The 15,828-nt window shown below is 58.9% G+C and carries 14 protein-coding genes and 1 pseudogene; 7 read left to right on the top strand and 8 right to left on the bottom strand.

The genetic code is table 11. The annotated features are described in order from the left end of the window. Positions 1-33: 33 nt before the first annotated feature. The 6 genes from NKH50_RS21060 to NKH50_RS21035 all read right to left on the bottom strand — a co-directional run bounded on the left by NKH50_RS21060 (position 34) and on the right by NKH50_RS21035 (position 6,583). A complete protein-coding gene (locus NKH50_RS21060) occupies positions 34-1,356 on the bottom strand; it encodes a DUF4910 domain-containing protein (RefSeq protein WP_352880803.1) in 1,323 nt (440 codons plus the stop codon). A gap of 5 nt (positions 1,357-1,361) precedes the next feature. After that, positions 1,362-2,423, bottom strand: a complete 1,062-nt coding sequence (locus NKH50_RS21055; RefSeq protein ID WP_352705765.1) for an NAD-dependent epimerase/dehydratase family protein — start codon at positions 2,421-2,423, stop codon at positions 1,362-1,364. A gap of 624 nt (positions 2,424-3,047) precedes the next feature. Continuing rightward, complete coding sequence (locus NKH50_RS21050; protein ID WP_352507548.1) at positions 3,048-3,395, bottom strand: polysaccharide pyruvyl transferase family protein; 348 nt, start codon at positions 3,393-3,395, stop codon at positions 3,048-3,050. Further along, entirely contained in the window at positions 3,344-3,514 is a 171-nt protein-coding gene (locus NKH50_RS21045; protein ID WP_352880962.1) for a hypothetical protein, read from the bottom strand. Before NKH50_RS21045 ends, NKH50_RS21050 begins: the two co-directional genes overlap by 52 nt. Before the next feature lie 263 nt (positions 3,515-3,777). Beyond that, entirely contained in the window at positions 3,778-5,208 is a 1,431-nt protein-coding gene (locus NKH50_RS21040; protein WP_352507547.1) for a DUF4214 domain-containing protein, read from the bottom strand. Positions 5,209-5,515: 307 nt separating this feature from the next. Further along, complete coding sequence (locus NKH50_RS21035; RefSeq protein ID WP_352507546.1) at positions 5,516-6,583, bottom strand: glycosyltransferase family 2 protein; 1,068 nt, start codon at positions 6,581-6,583, stop codon at positions 5,516-5,518. 272 nt (positions 6,584-6,855) lie between these two features. Here NKH50_RS21035 and NKH50_RS21030 point away from each other — a divergent pair, with 272 nt between their 5' ends. The 7 genes from NKH50_RS21030 (at position 6,856) to NKH50_RS21000 (ending at position 13,955) form a co-directional block, all read left to right on the top strand. Beyond that, on the top strand, positions 6,856-7,965 hold the full coding sequence (locus tag NKH50_RS21030) for a hypothetical protein (protein WP_352507545.1): 1,110 nt from the start codon (positions 6,856-6,858) through the stop codon (positions 7,963-7,965). Then, on the top strand, positions 7,962-9,455 hold the full coding sequence (locus NKH50_RS21025; protein WP_352507544.1) for a lipopolysaccharide biosynthesis protein: 1,494 nt from the start codon (positions 7,962-7,964) through the stop codon (positions 9,453-9,455). The genes NKH50_RS21030 and NKH50_RS21025 overlap by 4 nt, the downstream gene beginning before the upstream one ends. 653 nt (positions 9,456-10,108) lie before the next feature. Continuing rightward, on the top strand, positions 10,109-10,837 hold the full coding sequence (locus NKH50_RS21020) for a glycosyltransferase family 4 protein (protein ID WP_352880799.1): 729 nt from the start codon (positions 10,109-10,111) through the stop codon (positions 10,835-10,837). Between the two features lie 1,082 nt (positions 10,838-11,919). Next, a complete protein-coding gene (locus NKH50_RS21015) occupies positions 11,920-12,549 on the top strand; it encodes an oligosaccharide flippase family protein (protein WP_502906895.1) in 630 nt (209 codons plus the stop codon). Beyond that, positions 12,531-12,662, top strand: coding sequence for a hypothetical protein (locus NKH50_RS21010; protein ID WP_352705771.1), 132 nt, complete (start codon positions 12,531-12,533; stop codon positions 12,660-12,662). Before NKH50_RS21015 ends, NKH50_RS21010 begins: the two co-directional genes overlap by 19 nt. 68 nt (positions 12,663-12,730) lie before the next feature. After that, positions 12,731-12,940 carry a hypothetical protein gene (locus NKH50_RS21005; protein WP_352705773.1) on the top strand — a complete coding sequence of 70 codons (210 nt, stop codon included), beginning with the start codon at positions 12,731-12,733 and terminating at the stop codon, positions 12,938-12,940. A 22-nt stretch (positions 12,941-12,962) separates the two neighbouring features. After that, on the top strand, positions 12,963-13,955 hold the full coding sequence (locus NKH50_RS21000; RefSeq protein WP_352880954.1) for a glycosyltransferase family 8 protein: 993 nt from the start codon (positions 12,963-12,965) through the stop codon (positions 13,953-13,955). Here the strand turns inward: NKH50_RS21000 and NKH50_RS20995 are convergent. Both NKH50_RS20995 and NKH50_RS20990 read right to left on the bottom strand, forming a co-directional pair. Then, positions 13,906-14,311: pseudogene (locus tag NKH50_RS20995) on the bottom strand (glycosyltransferase family 2 protein). The gene NKH50_RS21000 and the pseudogene NKH50_RS20995 overlap by 50 nt on opposite strands. Positions 14,312-14,379: 68 nt before the next feature. Next, entirely contained in the window at positions 14,380-15,654 is a 1,275-nt protein-coding gene (locus NKH50_RS20990; RefSeq protein ID WP_352705776.1) for a glycosyltransferase family 4 protein, read from the bottom strand. Positions 15,655-15,828 lie beyond the last annotated feature (174 nt).

The raw sequence follows: 15,828 nt of genomic DNA, 5'->3' as shown, positions 1-15,828 counted from the left end.
CCGAAAGACTGGAAGCGAAAGGTTCAACAGCGCTCATGCGGCCCCCTCGGCCAGGAGACCGTGATCTGACAGTAATCTCGCGGCGGCGGCCAATTCCCTGAATGGCAGACCCGAGCACTCCGCCATCGAAAGAAGCGAATGCTGTCCGTCGGCGAGATTGAGCACCCAAAGCAGGGACATCGAGGTTGCTCCCGAAGACTTCTGCCCTCCCAGGGCTGCGTAGAGGCCGCGTCTGCCGAGCTGTGGTTCGCCCTTGGGAAAAAGGTTCGAAGGCGTCCAGTCCCCTTCGACGATGTCGATCACATCCGTCAGAATCCGGAAGGAGTCTTCCAGGTGCTCCGGGCCGATGAAGTCGAGATTGTCGGCCGACGTGTGGTATTCGGGGAAGGTGCCGTGGACGCTTCGCTGAAACATGCCGACTGGAAGATTGAAGCCCGGCGAACAATATTGCCTCTCGTCATAGCCGTAAGGGGAGAAATCCATCAACTTTGCCCCTGCTTCCTGCCCGAGCACATGGGCCATGGCACGGTCGATGAAGGCGTCGCCTTGACGACTGCGCTTGTATGCCGGGCTAGCGGCATCGCCAACGCATGACAGCACCAAACCGTGGTCGATCAGATGTGTCCGGTCCTCGTTGAGCGACAGCCATGCAATGGAGCCGATCGTACCCGGAGCGAACAGGAAGCGGTAGCTGTATCTTGTTTTCCTTGCCTTCAGGCTTCTAGCAAGGGTTGCCAGCAGGGCCAGGCCTGAACAGTTGTCGTTGGCCAGTGACGGGTGGCAGATGTGTGCCGAAAGAAAGAATTCCCGCTCCGTCTGCCCGCAGTGCAGGTATTCGCCGTAAGTGAGACTGCCGTCCTTGAGTTCAGCATCGATCTCCACCCGATAGAGGCCGTCGGGCATCTTGGCGACACATTCGTAGGCCACGCAGAAGCCCCATGCCGGGGCGTAATAGCAGGTGCGGTATGGGATCACCTCTGGCTGTTCAGGCAGCGTATGGATGTGCGGCCGCAGTTCGTCGAGCGGCAGGACTCCCTTGAAGGGTACGCTGTAGTTGACGACGTGCAAGTTGGAGTCGGCGAAATCCACGACCGTTTTCCCGTCCGGGCCTGTGATGCTCGCCGAGCGGATGTTCCACTCCCTCGGAACAGTCCAGTCGAGCACCTGCGTCCCGGTGGGCACTTCGTGCCTTTCCAAATCAACGTGTCCCGATAGGATATCCAGCGTTTGTCGCACCCCATCTCCGGTGATGCTCCTGCAGATCGGAAAGAGACGTTCGACCAAGGCATAGATTTCCTGGCCGACGCCGATAGAAGACGGCCGCGGCCCGAGTCCGTAGGGGTTCAGGTGTTCCATTCCCATTACTCGGCTGCGACATCCAGCGTTGTCGAACGTTCAGCGACCCGCATGCGCCCGACTAAAAGTCCGTTGGCCAAAAGATACCGGATATGCCCGATGCGCTGGAAGCGGGGCCCCTCGAATTCCTCGAGAGTAACATTCGACTTGCGGTAAGCTTGGTAAAGCTGCTCGGCACCCTTACGCGCATCCCATTGCGGCTTGAAGGCAGGCAGGGTACGCGCGATTTTGTCGAAGCTGACGCGATAGGATCGTTTGTCGGGTCCAGCATCGGACGCGAATTCGAGTCGGCAGCCCGGCACGACCTCGGCGACGATCTTGGCTATATCGCGGATCCTGTAATTGTGATCCGTCCGACCCACATTGAAGGCTTCGTTGTGAATGATCTCGCGCGGTGCTTCCAGTCCGGCAATAAACGCCCTGGAAAAGTCCTCGATGTGGACGATCGGCCGCCACGGTGTCCCGTCGGATTTCAGGAGGATCACCCCTCTGGTAACGGCCCAGGCGACAAGATTGTTCAGCACAATGTCGAAGCGGAGCCGGGGCGACAGCCCGTAGGCCGTGGCGGGCCGGAAATAGGTCGGAGAGAAGCTGCTGTCGGCCAGTTCGGAAATATCCCGTTCGGAAAGCACCTTGGACCAGCCGTAGGGCGTAACCGGCTTGAGCTCGCCCGTTTCGTCGACCATTCCGTCGCCCGCCTGTCCGTAATTGCTGCACGATGACGCGAAGAGGAAGCGCGACACGCCCGCCTCCTTGGCCGCCTTCGCGAAGCGGACGCTACCCTTGTGATTGATCTCGTAGGTGATGTCTGGATCGAAGTCGGACAGCGGGTCGTTGGAAAGAGCCGCCAGGTGAATGACGGCGTCGAATCCTTCGAGGTCGCGCGCTTGCACGTCCCTGACGTCCTTTTGGATGGACGGGACGGAAGCCTGCTCTCCTCCCCAAGCAAAGGTGCAGCGCCGGTACAGGTCGCTATCGTAGCCTGTTACCGAATGCCCAGCACGGAGCAGCATCGTCACCATCACCGAGCCGATATAGCCTTGATGACCGGTTACTATGACTTTCATCGCACACCTCTTCTCGGGCGGATATGATCACGCAGAGGCTACGTGGGCTGAGAGGAGTGGGGGAGAACGCCAATGGGCGATCAGGATGCCCCGTTGGACGAAGCCTTACCGTCGGCTACCTCTTTCGGGCGGTGAGCCCCTAGTCCTTTCGACGGCTTTTCCGTCAAAGAATGGTCGAGAGCAGGAATTCGTGCTGGACTTCGAGGCTCTCCCTGAATTTTTCGACGCTGTTACGGACCCTGCGCGCATGTTCTTTCCCGATGCGCCACAAGCCACTGCCTGATCAAGATTTCGACATCGAAGCTTTCGACGCGCTGGCAAGATTCTGACGGAACCGCTCTGACCGGGCAATTGGTCGTTCTTCAGCGCATAGCCCAGTGATATCACGGGCTTTCCCGCCATCAGGGCGGCCACAATACTGGAAGCGGATCGCCACCACGAGATCGGTCAGGGCGAGTTGGCCGAAGACGTCGCGAAGGGAATGGACGGGTGGGCACGAAAGCCCTTGGGTATCAGTTTCGCCCAGGGCCGCCAGGACCGCCTCGACCGCGGGAGTATCACCTTCGTCGCCTGTGCGAGGGCGGACATTGTAGCCGCTGGCCAGGAGGTAGGTGACGAATATCGCTACTTTGGCAAATAAGATTCAGAGATGCCCAGCCCGCGCTCCTCGAAACCGCACCAGCCGCGGTAGTTCATTACGCCGACACCGACCGTGAGCGGGTGTGAAGGGTCGGCATTGGCAGATTGCGGAACGGGCAGCGTGAAAGCGAGATCGGGATCCATCGACTCCCGGCTGGTGTCGACGCCGACGCTTGCCATGAATTCCCTCGAGGCAGTGTCCCTGTAGCTCCGGTAGTCCGGCATGCGGGCCGCGCTTGTTATCAGCCATCGGCTGACGCGATGTCCCACCGGCCCGGCACCTACACTGACAAAAGCAATGCGCGTTCCGCGAGATGCGCTGCAAGGCACCATTTGAAGACGTCGAAGGGCATGCCCAACGGGCGGTCGCCGAAATAGTCAAGGATTCCCGTTCCAGGCACGACTATGACTTTCGCCTTGCGGATGTGCCGGACTGCACGGAGGAAATCCATCACCTTGCGGGGGATTTTCAGGAAAATGCAGTCGAGAAGGCCGGCGATCCCCTCTCCTCTCGCGATCCGCGCGTTGGGTCGCTTCTCCTTGAGGAACAGAGCATGGATTCGGGCGAGCCGTCATTGCCAAGGTTGCCGCAGCCGAACAGGCCCAAGATGGCGATGCCCGGTTCCCTGCCGCCGGCGGTTGCCGCTGCCTCGCCTTGCGGTCGTGGCAAGGCCGCGACCTCCCGTGGCTCACGTATGGCGCTCATTGGCTCTGCTCACTCAGGGTTCGGCACCGTGGAGGTTTCGCGGATGGCGGCGTGCCTGGATTTGAACTCCGCCGAAGTGATGATTCCGAAGGCCACGGCCTCACGCGTCATGGAACCCGCACGCAACTGGCGGGTGTAGCTTTCCAGTCCGTAACCGTCCGCGGGATGGTTCAGAAGCAGCAAATACAAAAAACCGACATAGTCGCGGTCCGTTAGGCCGATCGTGGCATATCTGGTTTCGTATTCGTCCGAGCGCATCATTTCCATGATCATGTCGGCGAGTTTGGTGTCTCCGCTTTCAAGTGCCGCCGACCATTGATTCACGCTGGCCGTGTCGCCCTTGTGGCCAAGGATGAGGCAGTAGACGAAACTTGCCTGCCGCACCTGCGTGGACTGGTCTGCAGCCATGGTCTCGGTGTCGCAGTCCCGATGCGGCTTGGTCAGCGGCAAAGGACCGCGGGTGAAGTCCCGTACCGTCTTGTAGGCAGGCTTCGGTTCACCGGTCACCCATTTGCCATCGGAGGGACCCACGAGCCTCACCAACCCCATATTGGCTTCGAAGCTCGGGGCCCAGTAGGTCTCATCGAGCAGTTCGTAGATGTGTGCGGCCTCGACCTTGTACTTCTCCTTGAGTTCGCGAAGCCGCGTCATTGCCTGCTTGATACCGTCGGCCTGCTGCCGCTCGCTGCGCTGACTTCCGGAAGGATTGTTGAATTCGGTGACCCAGATCGGCTTGCCATAACCAGAAATTTCGCGGAAAGCCCATTCTGGATCTTCGCCGTACATGTGCCAGACCGAGATATCCCAGGCGATCCCGTCGTGCTTCATCCGCGCGAACGCGCCGGTGTGGCCCCATCCGGCGGTGCCCAAAGCCTTCCTGATCCCCGGGTCGACCTCTGTCATGCCGTCGGACAGGCCTTTGAGGACGGCGCTCACCTTCACCCAGCGCGGGCCGAAGTAGTCGAGCGTTCCCATTCCTCCTGCCGGCCCCCATCCACATGGATATTGCGAGCCGTCGTCGCGTTTCTCACAGGGCTTGATGATGGCATAGTTCTCCATCTCGTTACCGAGTTCCCAAACCCGAATGTCGTTCTTGAACCTGGTGCCGAGGGTGACCGCCAGTCTCCGGGCATTCCCGTAGAGCTCGTCCGGGTTGTCCTTGTCCAGGTCGACTCCGGGCGTGATGAGGGGCAGGATCTCGATCCCTCTCGTCTTTCCCGCTTCGACAAGGTGGGCAAGGCTATCTACCTGGTCCTCTGCCGTGACGTTGACCCGGTACGATTTGAGGCCGAGATCCTTGATGAAATCGAGTTGCCTTTCGACCGGGATGCCCGGATAGGAAACTATTGGATGGCCATTGATGCCCCAGAGGAAATCGGCGGATGCAGGCGCAGCTGTTGCGAGCAGGCAGGCCGCAGCGATTGCAAGACGAAACGACACGGCACACGGGCCTCCCTACCCCACTTCGAAATTCGGGATAGTGGGGATTGCGTACGCTGGGCGCAATTTGCTCATACGGTTGAGTGGAAGCTCTCGTTACCGCTTTAGACGGTGTTCATTCTCTAGCCTATTTGGACGGCATGACCTTTAGACGGTGTTCATTCCCTAGCCTATTGGACGGCATGACCTTCACCCGGTTTGTCAGACTATCCGAGCGGGACGCAGAGGAAGTGAAAGATTCTCCGATTTCTGTCTGCCGGATCTCTTTAAAAGCGCGTTGCGCCTGGCAAGATTCACGCGGGGTACTTCAAGTCTCTGTTTTTGTGCAATGCTTGCGGTTGGCACTCTGGTCCGCTGCACTAATACTTGGTCCATACGAGGCGGCACGACCTCTCTTATCAGCCCGTTCAAATACCTCGGAGAATACCACTCGGATCCGAGAGAGAACATCCTTTCTCCTGAAAAGATGAGCAACGGGAGGGAGGACTGCCAAATGCGGCGACAGGCTGAAGGCGAACTTGAACAGACCAAAGGCCTCACGATACCTACCCCGGATCAGATGTGATACGGCCGACCAGTAGGCATCACAGGCCAAACTCACTCGCGCGAGCATAAGCAACTTGCCTGATTGGTTTTTGACCATGCTGTAGGACGATAAGAAGGTCTCGATGGCCATATACACGGAATCCAGTCTAAGCTTGAAGTCCTGCCAGTAAGCGCTCGAAATATTGCTCCTGTGCTCCCTTCGGATTCCCTGAATAGTATTTGTCTCAGCAACATCCCCGATACTGGCCAGCCGCATCAGCATCTCAAGGTCATTGGTGAACGGCAATTCCCTGATGTAATAGCCTGCACGTTTCTGCGCGACCGTTCGTACCAATATGAACCCGACCGGCCGTTGCAAGGGGCGGCGGCAGACATCCTCTATATATTCTGATCCAGAAATAATTGTCCAAGCCGGCGGCTCTGCAGCGGTCAACTCGGTCGGCAGAGCACCCTCGACATTAAGGATTTGTGCCCCCCCTTGCGCGACGGTTAGTGTAGGATGTTTCTCCATTATAGAGATGGCACGTGACAGACTGTCGGGCACAAGAATATCGTCGGAACAAAGTATCATAAAGTAATCCGCTCTCGCCTGGTCGATGCCTTCGTTCATGGAGGCCATAAGCCCGACATTGACCGGATGGGCGATAACTTGGATCCGCGGATCGGCGGCCGCTAAAGCACGGGCTACCTCGAGGCTGTTATCAGTCGACGCGTTGTCTATGACGAGCACGCGCAAATTCTCTACATCCTGCGACAGCACACTTTTGATACAGCCGGGCAGGAAGCGCCCGAACTGATAGTTCGGAATGACTACGTCGACGCTGGGCATGAGCACACTCCAGAAGATTATTGCACAGCGTCGGGAAACCGCTCCGCACTAGCGATCCGACATCTTCGCACCGAGCCGCTTTCGGTGGTCAGGAAACTTCTGCGTGGGCCCACGTTTGCATCGTAACAATAGGATAGCTACTGGTCCACTCAATCAAAAGTGGAGGGTAGCTACCGCTAATTCGGGGCCGGCTGTCAGAGTCTAGAGATGGTATGGTTTTGACACTAGGCAAATGACATTGTTCCGAAGCGCGCTGTGAACGGGGGTGCTGCATGTCACTGAGGGTCGGAGACTGGGTCGAGGTGCGGTCTAAGGAAGAAATCCTTCGTACACTCGACAAAAATGGTCGGCTTGAGAAGCTCCCTTTTATGCCACAAATGTTTCGATATTGTGGCCTCCGCTTTCGTGTTTACAAGCGCGCGCACAAGACGTGTGACACGATCAACTTTGCTGGCGGACGTAAGTTATCCGGCGTCATCCATCTTGAAAAACTGAGGTGCGACGGCAACGCGTTTGGAGGCTGTCAGGCGGCGTGCCTGGTTTTCTGGAAGGAGGCATGGCTTAAGCCTGTGGACTCGCCGTCCTCGAATGGGGCTGTCTCGCTTCCGACTAAGATGGCGGACGGAACGGGTTGCACAGAAAGCGATGTGCTGGCTGGTGCGCGCGCCAAGAATCAGCCTTTGTCGGGTGGTCCGAGATACTCATGCCAAGCCACAGAACTTCTGGAGGCGACTACCCCTCTTCCTTGGTGGGATGTTCGGCAATATGCGGAAGACTATGCATCGGGAAATGCCGGCGCATGGCGCCTCTTCGCCGGGTTCGTCTATGCAACGATATTCAGTTGCTATCATTACACGCGCCGTTTAGGCCTCACCAGGTTGTCCTTGGGTGTCAGCTGGGTTTATGACAAGGTGCAGCACCTCTATGGTGGCGTTCCTTTCCCGCGATATCGGGGATCAATCCCTACCGGCCAGCCGGTTCCGACTGTCAAGCTTGATCTCCAACCCGGCGAGTTGATCAGGGTTAGATCCTATGAAGAAATCCTCGCGACCTTGGATGCCGACAACAAGAGCCAGGGTCTTACTTTCGATGCGGAGATGGTTCCCTATTGCGGTCATATCTTCAAAGTCAGATCACGCGTGACAACGTTCGTTAATGAAAAGACCGGACTTCTTACCAATCTCAGAGGGCCGGCCGTTATCTTGGAGAAAGTCTGGTGCAACTCGCGGTATAGCGATTGCCGGATGCAGTGCCCAAGAGCCATCTATCCTTGGTGGCGAGAGATATGGCTCGAGAGGGCCTCTGGCGACATGACTGATCAGAGAAGGCACGCGCAGACCGCTCAAACGGAGCCAAGCGCACATGCAGCCAGTGATACATGACCGACAAGACCCCGACCGCGAAAGGCGAGCGCCGTAACCTTAAGAGCGAAGCCATTCAAAGTGGCGTTGCCAGGATGGTGAGCCAGGGCGCGAACCTGATGCTCAGGGTGGGCTACATTGCCACATTGGCACGCCTGCTCAGCCCTAACGATTTTGGTCTGGTCGCGATGGTGGTGGCACTCACAGGCATTTTGGATGTCTTCACCACCGCCGGGCTTTCCTCCGCGACAATCCAAAGGCATGAGATTTCGTTCGAGCAGGTCTCGGCCCTGTTCTGGATCAATGTACTGGTAGGGATCCTCCTCACACTGGTCTGCGCCGCAAGTGCCTACCTCATCTCCACCTTCTACCATGAGCCGCGCCTGCTCTGGATCACCATCGCGATCGCTCCAGGTTTCCTGCTTAACGCGGCCGGTGTGCAGCATGCCGCTCTGCTGGAGCGCAATCTGCGTTATGTCACCCTGAGCGGAATCGATACAGGCGCCCTGTGCCTGGGCATCATGGCCGGTGTGCTGCTGGCGTTCCGTGGCGATGGGTACTGGGCACTGATCGCCCCGACCCTTATCTCACCGGCGGTCAGCAGCCTGGGCTACTGGATCGCCACTGGGTGGATTCCTGGACTCCCTCGGCGCGGCGCCAATATCGGCTCGCTCTTGCATTTCGGTGGAATTGTCACGCTGAACGGCCTTGTCGTCTATATTGGCTACAATGCCGAGAAAGTCCTTCTCGGGCGGTTCTGGGGCGCCGGATCACTTGGATTATATGCCCGGGCCTTCCAGTTGATCGGCATTCCCACGGCGACCATCAACAGCGCCGTCGGTGCGGTACTGTTCTCGGCGTTATCGCGGATGCAGCATGATCCCGCGCGGTTACGGAACTTCTACCTCAAGGGATACTCGATCGTCATCGCGGTAACGGTTCCCATCACAATGTTCTCGTTCCTGTTCGCACACGAAATCATCACCGTGGTGCTAGGCTCGCAGTGGACGGAGGCGGCGACTATCTTCCGGCTGCTCACCCCTACCATCTTGGTGTTCGGGATCATCAACCCCACATATTGGCTGCTCATCTCGACCGGCAGGCAGAAGCGCAGCCTGTATCTGGCCTTTGCCATCGCCCCTCTCGTCATCGTTTCCTACTGCGTCGGGATTTCCTTCGGCCCCGAGGGAGTGGCTCTGAGCTACTCGACGGCGCTGCTGCTCTGGCTCTATCCCCACCTGGCGTGGAGCCTGCATCGTACGCCGGTTTCAGTCGGGGATCTGTTGCGGACGATCATGAGGCCGTGGATGTCCGGCATCGTGGCCTCGGCGGGTGCGCTGGCAGTCCAGCGCTATCTCGGCCCCGAGGTTCCTTCGCTTCTGCGGCTCGTGGCGGGAGGGGTGGTCCTGACCAGTATCTACGGATTCGTCTTGCTGTTCGTGTTGGGGCAGATCAAGCTGTTCCAGGATGTGCTGCTGAGCTTCCGAGGCGAGGCGCGGGCCGGCGCTTGAGGCAGTTGGCAATGGCGAGGCCTGGCGCGCAGGATGAATGTCTTGGCTGTGGAAACACGCCTTCGGATCGCCTGACGTTTTGGATAGATTGGCGCCGGGCGGCGAAACTCTTACTGCCCGAGAGAAGCCCCTAGGGGTAGGACATGGCTGCTATAGCAATCGTCCATAGCTATCCGTACGACGCTTTCTTCGGCGGGGACGGTGCCTATATTCAGGCCTTCGGCCAATATCTTTTGAAGTCCGGGCACGAGGTACACGGGTATGTATCCGACATAGCGCGCGGACGAAGGAGCCCAATCTGCAGGAGTGCATATGAAATAGAAGAATATTTTTCGTGGCAGGTTCGTAAAAGCATCAGGTTGGGCCGGAGGACATTTCTATCCACAGAACTGCTTGGCCTCAGAAATCTGGCCGGATCGTTCCTCGGACGGAGAGCCGCACCGGTTCCCCCAGGGACGGAATGTCCCGAGGGAGAAATTCAGTGGGTGCTGGAACGTATCGATGCACTGAGACCGGACGCAGTCATACTGTTCCATGAGGCGGTACATTTCGCTCCCTCTCTCTCTCGCAACGGTCACAGGATTTTCTCGCTCGTTGGCCATCTTCAGCACCGCAGTGGGGCGTCGCACTGGGAGGCTGGAGGAAACCATGGCGTGGGCAAAATCTTGGCTGAGGAGCAGAGACTGTCCCACTCGCTGAACGCGGCGGAGTGCGTCGGTTTCAACAGCAATGATGACGCTTCCTACGCCCGCGACCGACTCGGGGTAAGACACGTGATCCCTCTCGGCATGGGCTTCAGCAATCACGAAAAGCCGCCGGAAAGCAATGAGCCCGTCGCCCTCTTTGTTGGGAATGCCACAGACCCGAATCGTGCCGCGCTCTCGTGGTTCCTGTCGGAGATCTGGCCAGCGGTTCGAACCTTCTGCCCCACGGCAAGGTTTCGGATCGTCGGAACTATTGCCTCCACGCGTGAGGCTACGCCGGAGGCGGACGGCCTCGAGCGTGTGGGGCCGCTCCCGGACCTTGGTCCCGAATATCGACGCGCCCAGCTTGTCGTGGCTCCGCTCGTATCCGGTACTGCCGGCGTCAAGATCAAGGTGGCCGAAGCCATGTCTTACGGCCGCCCCCTCGTGACGACCTCAATAGGGGTGGACGCCGGTGACGCCCATCAACTCGATGAGGGAGCGATCGTCGCTAACGGCGCTGCAGACTTCGCGCAGGCGGTCATCGCGCTGTTGAGCAATACGGAACTCCGGCGTCAGAAATCCGAAGGTACTGCCCGTGTCTTCGCCAATCTCTTTTCTTACGATGCGTGCTATGGCCCGTTCCTGTCCTGGCTCGGCAAGGTAGGCCAGGTGGCTGAAAACAAGCCGCCTTCATAGATGGCGTAGGGAGGCAGGGCCTTCTCGAGCCTTAGTTGGATTGACGGAGCGATGTGACTCGGAGCGGGCAGGCAAAGAACACACGACTGATAGGGTGGCCGGCAGGCCCGCGGCGTCTGGTCCGTGCGGGTCGGTCCATTCGTTCATCGTGCTCTCCTGGAGATCAATCCGCGGACTGGCAGCCGCTTAACTGTCGAACTCCCCGAAATCGCCTTGGAGTGAAGAAGCGCAAGCATGCTTTCCGAGGCATGGCTTTTCGACAGCGTCTGCCTTGGCCAGCTCTCAAGCACGCAACCGCTATGTTGCCGGAGGGTGGCGGGCTGGTGCAAAACTCAATCATAATGTTGGTCCGCTACTCGGCTTCCCTGCCTTTCCTCACTCAATCCCCTTTCTGGCCATCTCGCGATCGGTGTCGTCGGCTACGCACTTGTCGTCGGATCGGGAAAAGCAGGTCCGCGTGTTGGGGGCATCGCGGCCTCCGGGGGAAATCGGCCGTCCACTCGACGACTGCAGATAGGGGGCTGCGTTTTGCACCGCTACTCCTTTAGACGGGGGCCTTCCCTAGCCTTTTAGACGGCATGACCTTCCAACCGGTGTGTCGGACTATCCGTGCCGCATCCAGGCGGCCGCGCCCGGCCTGTTGGGGAAGAAGGGCACGCATGCTTTCTGTAAAACGCGACTCCTTATGAGCACAGGTGAACGCTACGTCCTGCTCGTTACGAATTTTGTCACTGCAGCCGTAGTCTCGCGAATATTGACGCCCGAGGAGATCAGGTCTCGGTGATCGGCATGGCCATCCTGGCGATTGTCATGTCCATTTAGGGAGTTCTCCAGTTCGAACTTCCTCATCCAGCGCGACGAACTGAGCCGCGAGGATATCGGGGGCCTTCATGGTGATATTCATCCTTACGGGAATCATCGCCGCCGTTCTTGTCGCCGTTCCCCTGGCGTGGCGTCGCTTTACGGGGAGCCGAATCTTGTTTCCTACTTACGGGTCATCTCGATCTGCCTTTTCCTCGACGCCTCATTCATCCTGATCAACGCTCTCCTGCGGCGGGAAATCCTTCGGCAAGGTAGCGGCCATCAACATAACAGGGACCACGACGGGTTCCGCGGCAACAATCGCGCTGGCGTTGGCGGGCTTCACCTACATGAGCTTCGCCTGGGGCTGGTTGATCGGCAGCGGTCTTGCCGCAGGCGTCGCCCTCGCCTTGCGACCCCATTTCTGGATGTTCAAGCCGTCCCTGGTCAACTGGCGCGGAATGACCTCGTTCGGTGGATACAACGGCGTTGTCGCCATACTTTACGGCATCTTTGACGCCCTGCCCCTACTCCTGTTGGGGCGCCTCGTGTCACCGCATACGGCAGCCTTGTTCAGCAGAACCCTCTTGATCGGCCAGATACCCGACAAACTGGTCCTCGGAGGTGCCATGACGGTCGTGCTGCCCGCCTTCTCCGCCGAGGTTAGGCAAGGCAGGGATTTGAAGGGCCCGTATCTCGCCGCCCTTTCTCTTGTCACCGCACTCCGCTGGCCCGCTCTCCTCGTGCTTTCGGTTCTGGCTTACCCCGTCGTGGTCGTGCTCAGTCATCAATGGATCGAGGTCGCTCCGCTCGTGCAAGTCGTCGCAGTCGCGCTCCTCTTCTCCTTCAGTTTCGAACTCAATTACCCGGTGATGGTTGCGGTGGATGCGACTTGTTTATCCGCGCACTGATCGTCTTCCCGCTTTCCGGCATTCTCCTGTCCATAGCCGTGATCTTCGGCGGACTGCAGGCGGCCGCCTGGTGCATGCTGGTGACCTTCCTTTCCAGGCATACGTTGCCTTGAGCTTCGTTCGGCGCAGGCTGGGACTGAGACGCAGGGACATCGCTGCAGCGCTATGGAGAAGCGCTGTCGTGGCCATGGCGAGCGCGGCTGCTCCGCTGTCCGTGATCGCTTTGTCAGGCTCCGGCTTCGCCCTTTTGTTCGGGCAGGCATTCGGGGCGGGATTGTTTGCGTTGAGCGGATGGGCAACAGCATTGATTCTTACCCGACATCCGCTCTTTGACGAGATAATGAAGACCATCCCGGTATTCCGGCGAGCCAAGCTCCGCCCGGGTGAATGAGGCTTGCGCATAGGAGAATGTTCTGTCAGCAACTCCTTCGGAAACAAAAGGCTCTGCGATAGTCCTTATTTGTAACGAGAACTATTTGCTGCCGACCTTCTCGGCGGCTCTTTCGGCTGATCACCACACAGCGGCTGATGTGCCGGTCTATATATTCGTGGTCAATTCCGATCCCGGATGGGCCAGCCAGTTCGACCATGCGGTGGCGGGCACCAAGATCAGGATAGAGGCGGCTCATCTATCTCAGCTCGAGGAAGCAACCCGGTTCCACCGCGACAGATATCTGCCCGCGATCGCACTGGCTCGGCTCTGGTTCGACGGGTTGCTCGACCAGGAAATAGACAGATTCTTCTACATCGACGGAGACACGATGGTCGACGGAGAGTTGGACAGCCTCTTGGCTGTGCGGCCTTCCCCCGGAAGGATCATGGCGGCCCCGGATGTAATGCGCATGTTCATGGACGAGAAAAGCCGGGGCAAGAAGCACGAGCTCGCCTACCTGAACGGCTTGGACTGCGATGCAGACAGCTACTTCAATTCGGGTGTGATCTACACGTCGCGCGAGGCTTGGAACAGCATCGTTCCGGAGGCGCTGGAATTCCTATTCGAGCACCCTGAACGCTGCCGCTCGTCAGATCAGAGCGCGCTGAATCACGCCGCCTACGGCCGCGTTGATATGCTGCCGCTCACATACAACTACCAGAGCGAGCACATGATGGTCCTCGACCCGCGTAGGAACGGGTTCGCGCCGGCAATTTGGCACTTCACCGGCGGGCCAAAGCCTTGGGATAGGCCGGGATGGCCTTGGGACGAGTATTTTAACAGATTCCACCGGATGGCAGAGCTGCTGCTCGTAGACTGCGATGTGAAAACGCCGAAGCCGCCTGAGGCTCAGATGCGCGCGGGAATTTCGCATAGGCGGCGGACAAAAAACAGGCTCAACTGGATCTACCCATGGCGCAAGATCACGAGGAAGGCAAAAATCCTGCGACTCTTATCTGCCGGATCCCTTTAATTCCGACTTTTTCCGGAAGGGCCGCTGTTGCGCGTTTGAGCGCCTTCGCTCCGTGGCCGAGCGTGTCTGCTGCGAGAATGTCGTCGGCGCAAAGGTTCATGAAGTAGTCGGCCTCGGCCCTGTCGATGGGTTCGTTGAAGGAGACGTTGCGCCCAAGGTTTTTCTCGTGGCAAACGACTTCAACCCTCGGGTCCTGTGCCGCAAGACCTTGCCACCCCGATGCTATCGTCCGTCGAAGCGTTGTCGATGATGATCTCCCTGAGGCGTTCGACATCCTGGGACAGCACGCTGCCGACACACTCGGACAGAAAATGCTCGTAGTTGTAGCACGGTATAACGACGTCGAGGCTTGCCAATTGGCTCTCCCGCTAGCCCTTCACTGTTTTCGGCTTCCTGGCTCTGCTTGCCGCAGATTGCCAGCCGGTCAATTGCGGAACTCCCCAAAATCAGCGTCGACCTGTATCATGAGTTCGAGGTATTTCCACGCAATCCATCGCCAGGAATAACTGCTCGCCCTGGCGTATCCCTTGGTGATGAACCGCTCCCGCAACGCTGGGTCGAGCATCAGCAGGCGGACGGTTTCGGCCCACAAATGGACGTCGTCGGGATCGGCATAGAGAGCCGAATCCTCACAGATTTCGGGAAGACACGGCGAGGTCGAGGCCACGACCGGGCAGCCCGACGCCATCGCTTCGACGGCGGGTAGCCCGAAACCCTCGATCCGTGACGGGAACAGGAAGCACAGGGCGCCTTCGAGCGCCTTCTTAAAGTCGTCGTCCCCTATGCGGCCAAGGAGGACGATGTTCCCGGGCATTTCCGGGACGTACCGCAGGACCGTGTTCTCATTGACATCGCCGGGCATCCAGAGATCGAGACCCATCCCATCGAGGAGCGGGGCCAGCTTGGCGAGAAGCCCCATGTTCTTGTATTCTTGGTCCCGCCTTCCAAGACAGAGGACGTACGGCCTGCCGCGGTCCACGGTCAGTGACGATCTTGCTGCATTCCATCTCTTGGCATGGTCGCTGCCGTTGTAAGTGACGACGATGTTTTCCGCTGGCGCGATCCCGAATTTGACAAGATGGCTGCGCGAGAGTTGCGACACCGTCGTAATGCGGGCGGCTCGCCTGCCAAGTGCCGGCAAGATCAGTCGGTGCGCCCACCTGAAACCCCGCCCGTAGCTCGACGGCATGAGCCTAGTGTGCATATCATGGATGCACGCGATCTGGCGCTTCAGCACGATGGGAGCGAGGTTGCAAAAGCTTAGCAATCCTCCGGGCACGTGCCAGGGCAACTGCGCCTGCACCCACAATTGGGGAAGTCGCGGCAAGTTGAATTCGGGAACGACTCGGGTGGAGATGGCGTTGAGGCGGAAAGGTTCGGAAAGCGGACGCGGCACCACGAGATCGATCTCCAGATCGCGACCAAGCGGGTGCCCTTCCGAAATGAGGGCGTCGAGAGCCATGGTCACCTCGCTGGCGTAGCGAGCTATTCCGGTCGGTCTGAGCGTGGTGAAGTCGCCGTTTATCGTCCAACGCCGCCTCGCAGTTTCGCTGTCCGCCCACGTCCTGCCGGGATGCGCGACCAGATATTCGGGATCTTCGGCAAGCGATCTCGCCAGCACTGTGTCGGCGCTGTTTCTGTTCACCTGTTTGGGCCGTCTTGGTGGCCACTTTGTCGTATCGGTTTCGAGATTGCCCATGTCGCTCCCCCGCCCTTTCGGCGTCGCGAGCCAGACTAGCATTCTCGGGGGTGCAAGGGTCCTCAGACGTTTGAGGTAGGCACACTATCCCCCTCGCCTATCTGGATGATTCCCGGTCAGCCCCGATGACCCAATGGCCGTGATGACCGCCCGTCTTCGCGGCTGCACACTGAG

Source organism: Mesorhizobium sp. M1027, from assembly GCF_040318745.1.
Lineage (GTDB): Bacteria > Pseudomonadota > Alphaproteobacteria > Rhizobiales > Rhizobiaceae > Mesorhizobium.
Note: the sequence above shows the minus strand (reverse complement) of the source record. Positions and strands in the feature narration are given on the sequence as shown.